This window comes from Alcaligenes sp. RM2 (genome assembly GCF_052931795.1).
Genome location: NZ_JBRFIO010000001.1, coordinates 864,132 through 880,079, shown reverse-complemented (window position 1 = coordinate 880,079; position 15,948 = coordinate 864,132). Strand labels below are relative to the sequence as shown.

The window sequence follows — 15,948 nt, the reverse complement described above, 5'->3', positions numbered from 1 at the left end:
CCATGTCTTTCCTGGCCCAGCTTCGCGACAGAATTGCTTGCCGCCGGGCCAGGGCCTACGAGCGCTTCAGACAAGACCTGCATTGCGATCGCCTGCTCAAAAGCCTGTGCCAGATTTGCGACCAAGGTCTGCGTGAACTTCTGGTCCGTTACCCCCTGCCCCGCCAAGCCAGCCTGGCGGCCTTGGGGGGGTATGGTCGCGGGGAGCTGTATCCGCATTCGGATGTGGACTTGCTGATCCTGTTGCAGCGCGAGCCCAATGCAGAGGATATAGACCGAATTCAGGCTCTGGTCGCCGCCTTGTGGGATATAGGTCTGGCTCCCAGCCATAATGTGGCCACGCCCGCCCAATGCCTGGAACAAGCCAGCCAGGACATCACCACCGAAACCGCCTTGCTGGAAAGCCGTTGGCTGGCGGGTTCCCGATTGCTGCTACGCCATGCCCAACAGCAACTGCAAAGCCAGCTGGACCCGCAGGCTTTCTTCCTGGCCAAACAGGCCGAACAGCAGCAGCGTCATGCGCATCTGCAAGACACCCCCTACTCCCTGGAACCCAATTGCAAAGAGTCTCCTGGCGCCTTGCGCGACCTGCAGGTGCTGCTCTGGATGGCACGGGCAGCCGGTTTGGGACGCAGCTGGGTGGATGTCGCGCAATCCGAACTACTGACGCAATCCGAGCTGAAAGCTCTGCAACGCGTGGAAGAAGCCTTCAAGCGTCTGCGCATTGAGCTTCATCTACTGACTGGCCGCGCCGAAGACAGACTGCTGTTTGACCTGCAACCACGTCTGGCTGACATTTACGGTTTTCAACCCACGGCCACCCGACGCGCCAGCGAACTGCTGATGCAGCGTTACTACTGGGCCGCCAAGATTGTCAGCCAGCTCAATCTGATCCTGATGCGCAGCATCGAGGAACACCTGTTCCCGCAAACCGATCAGGAACCGCTGATTCTGGACAGCCACTTCCAGATTCATCATGGACAGCTGGAACTGCGTCAGCCTGATGGCTTCGAGCAAGATCCCTCTTTGATTTTTGTAGCCATGCTGCATTTGCAGCAACAGCCCAATCTGCGTGGCCTGAAAGCCGACACCTTGCGAGCCCTCTGGCACGCCCGCCGCCTGATCGATGCCAAGTTCCGGGCCGAGCCCCGGAATCGACGTCTGTTTCTGGAAATCCTGCAGCAGAACAAAGGCATCGTGCATACCTTGCGGCTGATGAATCTGCTGAACCTGCTGCCACGCTATTTGCCGGTATTTCGACGCGTCGTCGGACAAATGCAGCACGACCTGTTTCACGCTTACACCGTAGACGAGCACACGCTAAAGGTCATACGCAATCTACGCCGCTTCACCATGGCCGAGCACAGCGAAGAGCTATCCATGGCCAATCAGCTGATGAGCGGTTTTGATCGCCACTGGCTACTGTATATTGCCGCCCTCTTTCACGACATTGCCAAGGGACGCGGCGGCAACCACTCCGAGCTGGGTGCGCAGGACGCCTTGGCATTTTGCCAGGATCACGGCTTGATGCCGGTAGACGCAGAACTGGTGGTGTTTTTGGTGCGCGAGCACCTGACCATGTCGCAAGTGGCTCAGAAACGCGATTTGAGCGACCCGAATGTCATTTTCCAGTTTCTGCAGACCGTAGGTACGGAACGCCGCCTGACTGCCCTGTACCTGCTGACTGTCGCCGACATTCGGGCCACCAGCCCAACGGTATGGAACTCCTGGAAAGGCAAGCTGCTGGAAGACCTGTACAAGCTGTCACTGGCAGCTTTGGGACGGCAGGCCAAGGATGGCGTGTCCGTACTGGATCAACGCAAGCGTGACGCCGCTGGCGAAATTCGCCTGGCCGGTCTGCTGGACGAAGCTCGCGAGGACTTCTGGCAATGGTTGGACAAGCCCTATTTCCTGCGCCACGACGCCAGCGAAATCGCCTGGCATACCATCCAGCTCTACCACCAGTCTCACAGCCCGACACCGGTGGTGCGCATACGTCCCGCCGGACAAACCGATGCGCTGCAAGTGCTGGTCTACACCAAGGACGCCAGCCGCCTGTTCTTGCGCATCTGTCGCTACTTTGACAGCCAGGCCGTCAGCATCCAGGACGCACGCATTTACACGACTCGCCACGGCTGGGCACTGGACAGCTTTGTCGTGATGCTGCCCACCTACGATCACGCCCTGCGACGCGATCCCTTGCTGATCGAAACCGAGCTGTGCCAGGCACTCCAGCAGGATTGGCTCCCCAACGAGCACCCCCACGACCACTACCGCGACATACGCTCCCGCCGGGCCCGCGTCTTCCCCATTCAACCCACCGTGGACCTGCGCCAGGATGAACAGGGTCAGGACTGGATTTTGACGCTAAGTGCCACAGACCGGCGCGGTTTGTTGTACAGTCTCGCCCAAGTATTCGAGCACCACGACGTGCAGCTACGCTCCGCCAAAGTCATGACCTTGGGCGACCGCGTGGAAGACGTCTTTATCCTGAGTGGTGCCGCACTGGAACAAAACCGTAATCAATTGCGCCTGGAGCGCGATGTACGTTTAGCCCTCTCTCAACAAGCCACCCCGTCTTAATGGAAATCTCCTCCGTATTTGCTGATGTCAGCCGCAGCTTCCTGTTTGCATTGGCGACGCTATTGCCCATGCTGAACCCGCCTGCGGCTGCCCCCATCTTTCTGACCCTGACCGAAGGCGCCAGCGTGCCTGACCGTGCCCGCCTTGCCAAGAAAGTCGCCATCAATATTTTCATCATGCTGGCCATTGCCATGGTGGCGGGCAATATCGTGCTGAATTTCTTTGGCATTTCCCTGCCCATCATTCGTATTGGCGGGGGCTTGCTGGTCATAGGCACGGCCTGGCGATTGATCAACGCCTCGGACTTTGATGCGGCGCACGCCCAGAACATGGCCGAGTCCTACTCCTGGGAACAGATTCGCTCCAAAGCCTTCTACCCCCTGACCTTCCCCATGCTCTGCGGCCCCGGCTCCTTGTCTGCAGCACTGACGGTAGGGGCGACCTTGCATGACAACTCGGTCACCGGCACCATGAGCAAGCTGGCTGGCGCGCTGCCAGCTATTGCTGCGGCCAGTTTTATCGTGTTTCTGGCCTTACGTTTTGCATCGCAATTCCTGTACAAACTGGGTAAAAATGGCACGGCTGTCGTGATGCGCCTGTCCGCCTTTATTCTCTTATGCCTGGGCGTGCAGATTACCTGGGCCGGTTTCCATGAACTTTTCCTGGGTTTGCTGCACGAAGCATCTACCTTTCATTCTTTAAGTTCCTCTTGATACCATGGCCGCATCCTCCCGCCAGTCCGCTGCACCCTACTACCTGATCACCCTGCTCGCCTTTTCCGGCGTAGGCATTGCACTGCTTTCCCAGCATGTATTCAGCATCCCACCTTGCGCCTGGTGCGTCCTGCAACGCCTGATTTTCATTGTGTTGGGCGTATTCAGCCTGGTTGCTGGTGTGTTGCGTCAACTGGGGCATCAGCGCAGCTCTACCGTCGCCAGCTTGCTGGGTCTGGCTACCTCAGTAGGTGGCATTCTGGCTGCCTGGTACCAGGTATCGGTCGCGCAGCACCTGTTCAGCTGCGACCAGACCTTTGCCGATCGCTTCATCACCCAGTCCGGCCTGGAAAGCGGCTTGCCTTGGCTATTTGGTATTTATGCCTCCTGCATGGATGCACGCCAACCTTTGCTGGGGATTGAATACGCTTACTGGAGCTTGGCGCTATTTGTGATCCTGGGCCTGGGTTTGTTGCTGACGCTGTTCAAGCGACGAGGGGCCTGAGCGCCTGGGCAGCCACTACAGCCGTGAAGCCCTGCCTTCCAGCAGGGCTTTTTTGTTCCATCCCGCTCAATCAGGCATCAAACCCAAATCGGTATAAACAGCATCACGAACCTGATCCGGAAATGCACCAAACAGGCCCTCTGGAGCGGTATTGGTCATGCTGACAATGATGAGATCCTGCTGTCGATCAAACATCCACTTCTGCCCGAATGCACCGACCCACTGCAAGCTTCCAGCAGACATCGGCATGGTCCGCTCAGGCGGCTGTCGTGAAATGGCGGCCCCGTAGGTATAGCCCCAATTTGGCCACATGCATTTGGCAGAATATGGCACATGATCGGTAAACAGCGCTTCGCAATACGGTTTGGAAAGCAAACTCCCATTTCGCAAAGCCAGAAGTATGCGCATCAAATCTGCCCCGGACCCAAGCATGGATGCCCCCGCATAGATCGGCCTGGAGCGCTGTGACAGGCTCTGCTCATCAAACCGCAGCACGCCGATACCCAGATCCAACGCACCATCCACCCGCGTCAAGCAAGTCTCATGATTTTGATACGACATGGCCATCTGAAAATCATCGTGCTTGTAAAAGGAACAATGTCTCAAGCCCAAGGGACGACTAATGCTGTCCTCCAGTAACTCCGACAAGCCCCGTCCCGAAGCAATTTGCAAAGCCTGCCCCACCACATCCACTCCCAAGGAGTAACGCCAGCCCGTACCCGGTGCAAAACGTAGTGGTACGGAGCAAATACGTCGAAAATTCTCTTGCCAGCTCAGCTCTGGATCATCCAGCCCATCACTTACCTGGGCGTGAGCGTAGGCACTCTGCTCACCATCAATAAAACGATAACTAAGCCCCGATGTGTGAGTCAGCAATTGATGAATGGAAATAGGTGGGCAAATAGAATTGAAACTGGGGCCGAAATGGGGAAGATAGCGCGTGATCCTATCTTTCAAAGAAAGCAGTCCCCGCTCAATCAAACGCAAGGCCAGCCAGGAACTGATTGTCTTGCTCAAGGACCCCAAACTGAAGACCGTATCTTCATGCATGGCTTGGGCCAGCTCCTTATTCGCCCAACCACCACTAAAACGAAATATCAGTTCACCTTGGTAAGCCACCAGCACCACGGCACCCATCACCCGGTTTTGCTCCAGGGCCTGCTCCAGCAAATGATGCAAGGCAGGAAATTCGATACCAGATTGAATACTGACTGGAATCTGCTCAGTGGGATCAGGATCTGTTAATGCCTGATCAGACTCGCTATCTTTACTTGGATTTTTCATCTTTGATTCCAGATAGAATGCGCACCAAGGCGCATGATTTATCGAAAGAAGCAAAGAAAATATAAGCCGATTATTAAATGATATGAAATTAATTCGTAGATTATAAAATCATCAAAAATAAAAAAATAATAGGTTTAATTTATATAAGAGGCTGATAATTAAAGCCTGAAAATAAAATATCCAAAACCACCCCGCAATCATAAATTCAAAAAAACCCGCCATAAAAGCGGGTTTTTCCAATCAGGCACAAGATCAAGCTATCAGTCCGTTACATCAGGCACTTCACGACCATTTTTGCGGCCTTCTGCCAACAGATTCAGATACGCCTCGTCCACATCCCCCGTAACGTACTCGCCGCTAAAGCAGGAGGACTCAAAGCCGGCAAAGCGTGGGTTCAAGTCACGCAGGGATTGCTCCAGATCGTGCAGGTCCTGATAAACCAGGCCATCCACACCAATTTCCTTGGCAACCTGATCCACATCACGACCTGTGGCGATCAGCTCGGAAACCGTAGGCATGTCGATGCCGTACACGTTCGGAAAGCGGACCGGTGGCGCTGCCGAAGCAAAGAACACCTTGTTCGCACCCGCGGCACGGGCCATATCCACAATCTGGCGGCTCGTTGTGCCACGCACGATGGAGTCATCCACCAGCAGCACGTTCTTGCCGCGGAATTCCATGGGAATAGCACTCAGTTTCTGACGCACCGACTTCTTGCGCACTTCCTGACCGGGCATGATAAAGGTGCGGCCCACGTAGCGGTTCTTGATGAAGCCTTCGCGGTAGTTCAGGTTCAAATGTGCTGCCAACTGCATGGCCGAAGGACGCGCCGAGTCAGGGATAGGCATGACCACATCGATATCGGCCAGACGCAGGTTCTTGGCGACGTTCTCGGCCAAGTACTCCCCCATTAGCAAACGGGCGTCGTAAACCGACACACCATCAACGGTGGAATCGGGGCGGGCGAAGTACACATACTCAAAGACACAGGGATTCAGGCGCGGGTTCTCGGCGCACTGGCGGCTGCTGAGATTACCGTCCAGATCCACAATGATGGCCTCGCCGGGCTCAACGTCGCGGACCAGCTCGAAGCCGCAACCGGTCAAGGCAACGGACTCGGAAGCAATCATCCATTCTTCACCCTTGGGCGTCACATTACGACCCAGGCACAAAGGACGAATCCCGTTCGGATCACGGAAAGCCACCAGACCGAAATTGGCGATTTGCGAGACTACCGCATAAGCCCCACGCGCACGGCGGTGCACAGCAGCGACGGCTTCAAACACTTCGTCCTGAGTCAGCTCAGGACCCGTGGCAGCGCGTTGCAGCTCGTGGGCATACACATTCAACAGAACCTCGGAATCCGAGTTGGTATTGATGTGGCGACGATCAATGGTGAACAGTTCTTCACGCAGCTCACGCCAATTGGTCAGATTGCCGTTGTGCACAAAGCTCAGACCAAATGGGGCGTTGACGTAAAACGGCTGTGCCTCCTCCACGCTCTGGCTGGAGCCTGCCGTGGGGTAACGCACATGGCCAATACCGCTATTGCCCGGCAAGGAGCGCATGTTGCGGGTACGGAATACGTCCCGCACCAGGCCAAATGCCTTGTGCATGCTGAAGAACTGGTCGTGCCAGGTCGCCAGCCCCGCTGCATCCTGCCCGCGGTGCTGCAGCAAGAGCAAACTGTCATAGATCAACTGATTTACAGGGCTGCGCGCAACAACCCCTACAACTCCACACATGATTGGTTCCCGTTAGTGTGTTCTCAATAAGGCAGCCATTCTGCCAGAGACGGCGGCAGCATGGCCTTAATCGACTGCACCGCGCGGATCGCAGGCTCGGCCAGCTTGGCCTGCTCCCACCACGGTTCCTTAGGTAAATCGGTATGCCCGGCCAGGATGACCAGAATCAGCACCAGCAGCACCCCGCGAGCCAGTCCGAACAGGCCGCCCAAGCCATGATCGGCGGGCGTCAAACCCGTTTGCTCGATCAAGCTGGCCAACAGCATGTTCAACAGGCCCACCAGCAGCAAGACCATAAAAAAAACGGCTCCGTAGGCCAAAGCCGTACGTAATAAGCCGTTTTCTACCCAGACTTGTATCCAGCCTGATGTGCGTGGCCCCCACCAGATTGCGGCCATGAAGGCCAGCAAATAGGCGCTGAGCGAAAGAACTTCCTTGATCAATCCGCGTATCAGGCCCAGAAGGCCTGATACACCCACAATTCCAAGGACGATATAGTCGAAGCTGCTCACTTAGCCGAGATAAAACTGTTCTCGTAACCGAGCGAGCGCAAGCGGGCCTGGGCTGCCTGAGCCGCTTCACGGGTGGGGAATGGCCCCACACGCAAACGATAGGTTGGCTTGCCACCACTTTGTGCCGTCTCTACATAGGCATTGGTCACACCGGCCGATACCAGCTGATCACGACGCGACTGGGCATCGTTCTGGTTGGAATAGGCGACAATCTGCAAAATGAAGTTGCCTTGTTGCGTAGCCGGTTTAGCAGCAGCAGGGGCTGGTTTACTCGGTACACGGCCTTCCAGCAGGGCCAGCGCGTAGGAGCCGTCATCGGTACGGCCATTTTGTGCAGGCGCTGGGCTTGGCTTGGGTTTTTCGACAGGCTTGGGCTTCTCAACCGGCTTGGGCGGCTCTGGACGTGTGGTCACGGGCGGCGGCGCAGCGGGAGTGCTAGGTGTCGTGACAGGAGCAGGATCAGTTTCCAGACCGGGATTGACCACGGCCAGACCACCGTCGGTACTGGTGGAAGGATCAGTGACCAGCGGCTCGTCAGGTTGTTCGATGACAGGAGCAGGCGTGCCTTCTTGCACCACCAGCTCGCCAGGACGAGTCTGCACCGTGCCCTGCCCCGTTGTCTGACCGATGGGCCCCAGGGCCAAAGACTGCTCGGGCTCAGGTGGGGTCTTGTCGGCGGTCAGCATGGGCACCAGCACGACGACGGCCAGAACCAGAGCCAGCGCACCGATCAGACGGCGGCGAGCCCGTCCACGCAGTTCCGATAATTGTGAATCGCTGGAAGCACTGCCGCGGCGACCCGACGATGAGGAAGTATCGTTACGTGAAAATAAACCCATGAGCCCTAGACCTATGAAATAAGCAGTCTTACTGATATTCAGGAAGATGAACGGTCGTTTGCGGCTTCAAGTATTGGTCCTACTGTCGCAAACGAGCCAAACACGACAATTCTATCATTGTCACTGGCCTCTTTTAACGCCGCCTCGTAAGCGAGCTGAGGACTGTTGTAACTGGATACGACCGCTGACGCTTTACTGACCGAAGCGCGGGCAACCGGCCGAACACCTGGGCGATGCGAGCCGGATTCGGCCTCGGGTGCCAACACATCATCAGGCGTCTGACCACTGGCCAGAACAGCGCGTACATGATTGGCCAATTCTTCACCCGACATGCTGCGTGGGCCTTCCAGACTGGCACACATCCAGTGGTCGATACGGGTAGCCATGCGGGCGATCACGCCGTCCACATCCTTGTCCTTGTACATACCCACGACGGCAATCGTCTTGGGGTAAGGCGGCATATTGTCCAGGTTCTGCGCCAAGGCAGCCGCCGCATGGGGATTGTGGGCCACGTCAAAAATCACACAAGGCTGGCCAGGTTGAATCTGGAAGCGGCCAGGCATGTGAGCACGCAGCAAGCCGGCACGTACAGCTTGCGCAGGCACAGCCAAACGTGGGTGCAGCGACTCCAGCGCAGCTAATGCCGCAGAAGCATTCAGCAGCTGATTCGCTCCACGCAAGGCCGGGTAAGCCAGGGCAGCGCGGCGCTGATTGCGGCCACCGTAAGCCCATTGCTGACGGTCGCCGGAATAGTTGAAATCTTTGCCAAACAGCCACAATTGGGCACCAATTTCCTTGGCGTAATCCAGCATGGTCTGTGGTGGCACGGGGTCGGCACAAATCGCAGGACGATCGGCACGGAAAATATGGGCTTTCTCCCAGGCCACCTGTTCACGGGTATTGCCCAGGTACTCAGCATGGTCGATATCAATGCTGGTAATGATGGAACAGTCCGCATCAATGATGTTGACGGCATCGAGGCGACCACCCAGGCCCACTTCCAGCACCGCGACATCAACACGCTGCTCCTGGAACAGCAACAAGGCAGCCAGCGTGGAAAATTCAAAATAAGTCAGGGTCAGATCGCCACGAGCTTCGTTGATACGGGCAAATTGCGCCGTGATCTGCGCATCTTCGGCCATCTCGCCATTCAAGCGAATGCGTTCGTTATAGCGCACCAGATGCGGAGAGGCGTACACGCCTACCTTGTACGCGGCGGCCAGCAAAATCGCTTCCAGCATGGCGCAGGTCGAACCTTTGCCGTTGGTGCCCCCCACCGTAATGACGACAGAATCCAGTTTGATGTTCAGACGTTGAGCAACCTCGCGAATCCGGCCCAGGCCCAGATCAATGGCCGAGGGATGCAAAGTTTCCAGATAGGACAGCCAGTCACTCAGCGAGGAGTCGGCTTTCAGAACAGGATGAGTCATGGACAACACCAATTACAAAATAAAAACGGCAGGCGCTGATGATAGCACCTGCCGTGATCCAATACGCCTTAACTATCAGGCGAATACTGGTATTACTTGCGACGTGTGGGTGGCAAGTCCGTGCACGTCCCTTCTGCGACGGCAGCAGCCTTGCTGACCGACTCGCACAAGGTGGGGTGCGGGTGGATGGATTTGGCCAGATCGACCGGGTCCACACCCATTTCGATAGCCAGAACCAGCTCGCCAATCAGCTCGCCCGCATTGGTACCGACGATACCGCCACCCACGATACGGTGGGTTTCAGCATCGAACAGAACCTTGGTAAAGCCTTCGTCGCGGTTGTTGGCGATGGCACGACCAGAGGCAGCCCATGGGAACACGCCCTTCTCGACCTTGATGCCGTCTTTCTTGGCCTGATCTTCTGTCAGACCCACCCAGGCGATTTCCGGATCGGTGTAAGCCACCGAAGGAATCACGCGGGCATCAAAGAAGGATTTTTCACCGGCGATGACTTCAGCAGCCACGTGCGCTTCGTGCTCGGCCTTATGTGCCAGCATGGGCTGACCCACAATGTCGCCAATCGCATAGATGTGCGGCACGTTGGTGCGCTGTTGCTTGTCAACCGGGATGAAGCCACGATCTGTCACCTGCACACCGGCCTTCTCGGCACCGATCTTCTTGCCATTGGGCGAACGGCCCACGGCTTGCAGAACCAGGTCGTAACGCTGCGGCTCGGCCGGAGCATTCTTGCCCTCGAAGGTCACCCAAATACCATCTTCGCGCGCTTCGGCGGCCACGGTGCTGGTTTCCAGCATCATGTGATCAAAGCGATGCTTGTTCATCTTCTCCCACACCTTGACCACGTCGCGGTCTGCTCCTGGCATCAAGCCAGTTTGCATTTCCACCACGTCCAGGCGTGCACCCAGAGCCGAGTACACCGTACCCATTTCCAGACCGATGATGCCACCACCCACGATCAGCATGCGCTTGGGCACAGACTTCAGTTCCAGCGCGCCGGTGGAGTCCACCACGCGTGGATCGTCAGGCAGGAATGGCAGTTTTACCGACTGGCTACCGGCCGCAATAATGGCCGAGCCGAACTTGATCACTTTCTTGGTGCCGTCGTTGGCGGTCACTTCGATGTGGTTGGGGTCCAGGAATTGGCCGTTACCGACCACAACCTGTACCTTGCGGCCCTTGGCCATACCAGCCAGGCCACCGGTCAGCTTGCCGATCACCTTGTTCTTGTAATCGCGCAGCGCGTCGATATCGATTTGCGCTTCACCGAACTTGATACCGTGTGTTGCCAGGGACTTGGCTTCCTCGTAGACCGCTACGGTGTGCAGCAAGGCCTTGGAAGGAATACAACCCACATTCAAACACACGCCACCCAAGGTGCTGTAGCGCTCGACCAGAGCCACTTTCAGGCCCAGGTCAGCCGCTCGGAAGGCCGCGTTGTAACCGCCTGGGCCCGCGCCCAGAACGACCACATCCACGGAATCATCCGCGCCGCCCTGATGGCTGGCCGCCTGCGGAGCAGGTGCCGCAGCCGGAGCGGCAGCGGCCGGAGCCGCCGCTGCTTTAGGCGCTTCTTCTTGTTTAGCGGGTGCTGCAGCGGGAGCGGCTTGGCTCTCGGACGCTTCAATCTTGGCAATGGCCGAACCCTGGGAGACTTTGTCACCCACTTTGACCAGCAACTCCTTGATCACCCCTGCCTGAGCGGCAGGAATTTCCATGGAGGCCTTGTCGGACTCCACGGTGATCAGGCTTTGCTCGACCTCGACCGTATCGCCGACTTGCACCAGCACTTCGATGACATCTACCTCACCGGAGTCGCCGATATCCGGGACCGTCAGATCAATCAGACTCATGACAACTCCTTACAGTGCGATGCGACGGAAGTCGGCCAGCATCGTTGCCAGGAAGGCATTGAAACGGGCGGCAGCGGCACCATCGATAACGCGGTGGTCGTAGGACAGGGACAGAGGCAGCATCAGGCGTGGCTCGAATTCCTTGCCATTCCAGACTGGCTGCATGGAGGAACGCGACAGACCCAGAATGGCCACTTCCGGCGCATTGATAATGGGTGTGAAGTCCGTACCGCCAATACCGCCCAGCGAGGAAATGGTGAAGCAACCGCCTTGCATCTGGGCTGCGCTCAGCTTGCCATCACGGGCAGCGGCAGCCAGTTCGCCCGTTTCGCGAGCGATGTCCAGAATGCCTTTCTTGTCGGCATCACGGATAACCGGCACAACCAGACCGTTAGGCGTGTCAGCTGCAAAACCAATATGGTAGTACTGCTTGAGCACCAGATTGTCGCCGTCCAGCGAAGCGTTGAACTCGGGGAATTTCTTCAGGGCAGCTACGGCAGCCTTGATGACGAAAGCCAGCATGGTGACGCGAGCGCCGGACTTCTTGTATTCCTCGTTCAGCTCTTTACGCAGGGCTTCCAAAGAGGTGATGTCAGCCACATCGTTATTGGTGACATGAGGAATCATGACCCAGTTGCGATGCAGGTTGGCACCGGAAATCTTCTTGATGCGCGAGAGGGCCTGCGTTTCGACTGGGCCAAACTTGGCAAAATCGACCTTGGGCCAGGCCAGCACATCCAGACCACCGACTTGAGCAGCGGTACCGGCAGCAATAACCGGAGCAGCGCCGCCCGCCATGACCTGCTTCACAAAGCCACGCACGTCGTCAGCCGTAATACGGCCTTTATCGCCCGAGCCATGAACCTTGGTCAGATCCACACCCAGCTCGCGAGCGAACTTGCGTACGCTAGGCGAGGCATGCGGCAGATTGCGCAAGGAGCCTTCGGTTTCCGCAAAAGCGGCAGTGGGCGAAACACGCTCTGGAGCCGGCGCACCAGCACCGACCACCACCGAGGAGCTGGCAGCAGGAGCGGCCGCTGCTGCAGGAGCAGGTTCGGCTTTAGGGGCGGGAGCAGCCTCGGCCTTGGCTGGTGCCGGGGCTGCAGCAGCTCCTTGCACTGTCAGTTCCAGAATGTCGCTACCCTGGCTGACCTTGTCACCCAGTTTCACTTTGATGGCCGTCACCACACCTGCGTGGGAGGACGGCACTTCCATGGAAGCCTTGTCCGACTCCACGGTGATCAGGCTTTGATCCACTTCAATGGTGTCACCCACTTGCACCATGATTTCGATAACGTCCACATCGCGGGCGTCGCCAATGTCAGGCACTTGAACGGTAACTTGCTGTTCACCACCGGCCGGGGCTGCCGCGGCAGCGGCAGGAGCCGCTGCGGGCGCAGCTTCAGCTTCAGGAGCGGGAGCAGCTTCGGCCTTGGCAGGCTCAGCGGCAGGCGCGGCCTGCGCACCTTCGGCGGCTTCAAGTTCCAGAACCAGACTGCCTTCCTTAACCTTGTCGCCCAGCTTGACCTTGATCGACTTGACCACGCCAGCATCGGACGAGGGGATTTCCATGGAGGCCTTGTCGGACTCCACGGTAATCAGACTTTGCTCGACCTCAATGGTCTCGCCTTCCTTGACCAGGATTTCGATCACTTCGACAGCGTCGTCAGCACCGATATCCGGGATTTTGACTTGAATGATATTGCTCATGGTTCAGTCCCTTATGCGTGCTGCGGGTTGGCCTTGGAAGGATTGATGCCGTATTTGGCAATCGCCTCGGACGCTTTGCTGAACGGAATCTTGCCGTCTTCAGCCAGCGCGCGCAGAGCAGCCAGCACCACAAAGTGACGATCAACCTCAAAGTGCTCGCGCAGCTTGAAGCGGTAGTCGGAGCGGCCAAAACCATCGGTGCCCAACACTTTGAAGGTGCGATCCTTAGGCACGAACGGACGAATCTGGTCGCCAAAGGCCTTGACGTAGTCGGTGGAGACCACGATAGGACCGTCCGTTTTAGCCAGTTGAGTCGTCACGTAAGGCACGGGCAGATCCTTGCCTTCAGGATTCAACAGCGCTGCACGTTCGCAATCCAGACCATCACGACGCAGTTCGGTAAAGCTGGTCACGCTCCAAACGTCGGAGCCAATGCCCCAGTCTTTTTCCAGCAGTTCCTGTGCTGCGATCACTTCGCGCAAAATCGTGCCCGAACCCATCAGCTGAACGCGCAGCTTGCTGTCCTTGGCCACGGACTTGAACTTGTACATACCGCGCAGGATGCCGTCTTCGTCGCCTTCGACCAGACCGGGCTGAGCGTAGTTCTCGTTCATCAGGGTGACGTAGTAGTACACGTCTTCCTGGTCCTGAACCATGCGCTTCAAACCATGCTGCATGATGACAGCCACTTCGTGAGCGAAGGTGGGGTCGTAGGATACGCAGTTAGGAATCAGCGAGGACTGAATATGGCTATGGCCATCTTCGTGCTGCAAACCTTCACCGTTCAAGGTGGTGCGACCGGCAGTGCCGCCCAGCACGAAACCGCGTGCCTTCATGTCACCCGCTGCCCAGGCCAGATCGCCAAAGCGCTGGAAGCCGAACATGGAGTAGTAAATGAAGAACGGAATCATGATGCGGTTGCTGTTGGAGTACGACGTGGCCGCCGCAATCCAGGAGCTGAAAGCACCCTGTTCGTTAATACCTTCCTGCAACAACTGACCATTGGCCGTTTCGCGGTAGTACATGACCTGGTCTTTATCGACCGGGGTGTACTTCTGGCCTTCCGGTGCGTAAATACCGATCTGACGGAACAGACCTTCCATACCAAAGGTACGGGATTCGTCTGCCAGGATAGGTACGGCACGAGGACCCACTTGCTTGTCGCGCAGCAAGGTGTTGAAAAAGCGCACAAACGCTTGCGTCGTGGAAATCTCACGGCCTTCGGCAGTGGCTTCCAGCATGGGCTTGAATGCGTCCAGGGTCGGCACGGTCAGCTGTTCATCGGCCTTGGTGCGACGCTTGGGCAAGTAACCGCCCAATGCCTGACGGCGGGCGTGCAGGTACTGCATTTCTGGAGAGTCATCAGCGGGCTTGAAGTAAGGCAGCTCTTCCAGTTTGTCATCAGGAACCGGGATGTTGAAACGGTCGCGGAATTCGCGCACGGCGTCCAGATCCAGGCTCTTTTGTTGGTGCGATGGGTTCTTGGCCTGGCCCACGTGGCCCATGCCGTAGCCCTTGATGGTCTTGGCCAGAATAACGGTAGGCTGACCTTCGTGCTTGGTGGCAGCGTCAAACGCAGCGTACACCTTGTGAGGATCGTGACCGCCACGGTTCAGACGCCAGATGTCCTCGTCGCTCATGCGGCTGACCATTTCCAGCAGCTTGGGGTGCTTGCCAAAGAAGTGCTCGCGAACATAGGCACCGTCGTTGGCCTTGTAGGCCTGGTATTCGCCGTCCACGGTTTCTTCCATGACCTTGCGCAGGATGCCTTCCTTGTCACGGGCCAGCAATGGATCCCAGTAACCGCCCCAGATCAGTTTCAGCACGTTCCAGCCAGCACCACGGAAGGTACCTTCCAGCTCCTGGATGATCTTGCCGTTACCGCGTACAGGACCGTCCAGACGCTGCAAGTTACAGTTCACGATGAAAATCAGGTTGTCCAGTTTTTCACGTGCTGCCAGACCAATGGCGCCCAGGGATTCGGGTTCGTCCATCTCGCCGTCGCCCAGGAACACCCAGACTTTACGGCCGCTGGTATCAGCGATGCCACGGGCATGCAGGTACTTCAGGAAACGAGCCTGGTAGATCGCCATCAATGGGCCCAGACCCATGGATACGGTGGGGAACTGCCAGAATTCGGGCATCAACTTGGGATGCGGGTAGGATGGCAGGCCTTTACCATCAACTTCCTGACGGAAGTTATTCAGTTGATCTTCGGAGATACGGCCTTCCATGAAGGCGCGGGCGTAAATACCGGGCGAGGAATGGCCCTGGAAGAACACCATGTCGCCGCCGTGATCTTCGGTTTCAGCGTGCCAGAAGTGGTTCTGACCGCAGCCAATCATGGTGGCCAGCGAAGCAAAGGAGGCAATGTGACCGCCCAGACCACCGCCATCAGGAGGGGTTTCGCGGTTGGCGCGCACCACCATGGCCATGGCGTTCCAGCGAATGTAGGAACGGATACGCTCTTCGAGCATCAGATTGCCAGGGTGGGCAGGTTCCAGACCGGGAGGAATCGTGTTCTCGTAAGCCGTGTTGGGCGAGAACGGGATGTGAGCACCGGAGCGACGGGCCAGATCGATCAGCTTTTCGATCAGATCATGAGCACGGGCCGGGCCTTCACGGTCCACCACTGCTTCCAGGGCGTCAAGCCACTCTTTTGTTTCTAGGGCTTGGTCTTGACTGACCTGAGCCGAACTATTGTCTTGGGTTGAGGACATATAGTGTCTCCATATATGTGGTAGTAGTCCGGTCTTG

The 15,948-nt window shown here is 57.3% G+C and carries 11 protein-coding genes; 3 read left to right on the top strand and 8 right to left on the bottom strand.

Features of this window, described 5'->3' with window-relative positions:
• The first annotated feature begins 2 nt into the window (after positions 1-2).
• Genes ACU6HM_RS04020 through ACU6HM_RS04010 form a run of 3 tightly spaced genes read left to right on the top strand, consistent with a single transcriptional unit; the run spans position 3 to position 3,800 of the window.
• Complete coding sequence (locus ACU6HM_RS04020; protein ID WP_021446551.1) at positions 3-2,582, top strand: [protein-PII] uridylyltransferase; 2,580 nt, start codon at positions 3-5, stop codon at positions 2,580-2,582.
• Positions 2,582-3,295: a MarC family protein gene (locus ACU6HM_RS04015; RefSeq protein WP_009457020.1), complete on the top strand. Its 714-nt coding sequence runs from the start codon at positions 2,582-2,584 to the stop codon at positions 3,293-3,295. The genes ACU6HM_RS04020 and ACU6HM_RS04015 overlap by 1 nt, the downstream gene beginning before the upstream one ends.
• 4 nt (positions 3,296-3,299) lie before the next feature.
• Positions 3,300-3,800 carry a disulfide bond formation protein B gene (locus ACU6HM_RS04010; RefSeq protein ID WP_250755738.1) on the top strand — a complete coding sequence of 167 codons (501 nt, stop codon included), beginning with the start codon at positions 3,300-3,302 and terminating at the stop codon, positions 3,798-3,800.
• Between the two features lie 66 nt (positions 3,801-3,866).
• Here the strand turns inward: ACU6HM_RS04010 and ACU6HM_RS04005 are convergent, their stop codons facing one another.
• The 8 genes from ACU6HM_RS04005 to aceE all read right to left on the bottom strand — a co-directional run bounded on the left by ACU6HM_RS04005 (position 3,867) and on the right by aceE (position 15,911).
• Complete coding sequence (locus ACU6HM_RS04005; RefSeq protein ID WP_254499180.1) at positions 3,867-5,084, bottom strand: serine hydrolase domain-containing protein; 1,218 nt, start codon at positions 5,082-5,084, stop codon at positions 3,867-3,869.
• A 260-nt stretch (positions 5,085-5,344) separates the two neighbouring features.
• Positions 5,345-6,829, bottom strand: coding sequence for an amidophosphoribosyltransferase (gene purF, locus ACU6HM_RS04000; RefSeq protein ID WP_009457026.1), 1,485 nt, complete (start codon positions 6,827-6,829; stop codon positions 5,345-5,347).
• A 23-nt stretch (positions 6,830-6,852) separates the two neighbouring features.
• The gene (locus ACU6HM_RS03995) at positions 6,853-7,341 is read right to left on the bottom strand and encodes a CvpA family protein (RefSeq protein ID WP_009457028.1); all 489 of its coding nucleotides are present in this window, start codon (positions 7,339-7,341) and stop codon (positions 6,853-6,855) included.
• Positions 7,338-8,180, bottom strand: coding sequence for an SPOR domain-containing protein (locus tag ACU6HM_RS03990; RefSeq protein WP_250755741.1), 843 nt, complete (start codon positions 8,178-8,180; stop codon positions 7,338-7,340). Before ACU6HM_RS03990 ends, ACU6HM_RS03995 begins: the two co-directional genes overlap by 4 nt.
• A 38-nt stretch (positions 8,181-8,218) precedes the next feature.
• Positions 8,219-9,610, bottom strand: a complete 1,392-nt coding sequence (gene folC, locus ACU6HM_RS03985; RefSeq protein WP_446763360.1) for a bifunctional tetrahydrofolate synthase/dihydrofolate synthase — start codon at positions 9,608-9,610, stop codon at positions 8,219-8,221.
• Between the two features lie 92 nt (positions 9,611-9,702).
• On the bottom strand, positions 9,703-11,481 hold the full coding sequence (lpdA, locus tag ACU6HM_RS03980; protein WP_009457034.1) for a dihydrolipoyl dehydrogenase: 1,779 nt from the start codon (positions 11,479-11,481) through the stop codon (positions 9,703-9,705).
• A 9-nt stretch (positions 11,482-11,490) separates the two neighbouring features.
• Positions 11,491-13,191, bottom strand: coding sequence for a dihydrolipoyllysine-residue acetyltransferase (gene aceF, locus ACU6HM_RS03975; RefSeq protein ID WP_021446548.1), 1,701 nt, complete (start codon positions 13,189-13,191; stop codon positions 11,491-11,493).
• 11 nt (positions 13,192-13,202) lie between these two features.
• Complete coding sequence (aceE, locus tag ACU6HM_RS03970) at positions 13,203-15,911, bottom strand: pyruvate dehydrogenase (acetyl-transferring), homodimeric type (RefSeq protein WP_060185117.1); 2,709 nt, start codon at positions 15,909-15,911, stop codon at positions 13,203-13,205.
• Between the last annotated feature and the right edge of the window lie 37 nt (positions 15,912-15,948).

Coding starts and splice junctions, on each gene's coding strand:
- ACU6HM_RS04020 (WP_021446551.1), top strand. CDS start 3: ATGTCTTTCCTGGCCCAGCTTCGCGACAGAATTGCTTGCCGCCGGGCC.
- ACU6HM_RS04015 (WP_009457020.1), top strand. CDS start 2,582: ATGGAAATCTCCTCCGTATTTGCTGATGTCAGCCGCAGCTTCCTGTTT.
- ACU6HM_RS04010 (WP_250755738.1), top strand. CDS start 3,300: ATGGCCGCATCCTCCCGCCAGTCCGCTGCACCCTACTACCTGATCACC.
- ACU6HM_RS04005 (WP_254499180.1), bottom strand. CDS start 5,084: ATGAAAAATCCAAGTAAAGATAGCGAGTCTGATCAGGCATTAACAGAT.
- purF (WP_009457026.1), bottom strand. CDS start 6,829: ATGTGTGGAGTTGTAGGGGTTGTTGCGCGCAGCCCTGTAAATCAGTTG.
- ACU6HM_RS03990 (WP_250755741.1), bottom strand. CDS start 8,180: ATGGGTTTATTTTCACGTAACGATACTTCCTCATCGTCGGGTCGCCGC.
- folC (WP_446763360.1), bottom strand. CDS start 9,610: ATGACTCATCCTGTTCTGAAAGCCGACTCCTCGCTGAGTGACTGGCTG.
- lpdA (WP_009457034.1), bottom strand. CDS start 11,481: ATGAGTCTGATTGATCTGACGGTCCCGGATATCGGCGACTCCGGTGAG.
- aceF (WP_021446548.1), bottom strand. CDS start 13,191: ATGAGCAATATCATTCAAGTCAAAATCCCGGATATCGGTGCTGACGAC.
- aceE (WP_060185117.1), bottom strand. CDS start 15,911: ATGTCCTCAACCCAAGACAATAGTTCGGCTCAGGTCAGTCAAGACCAA.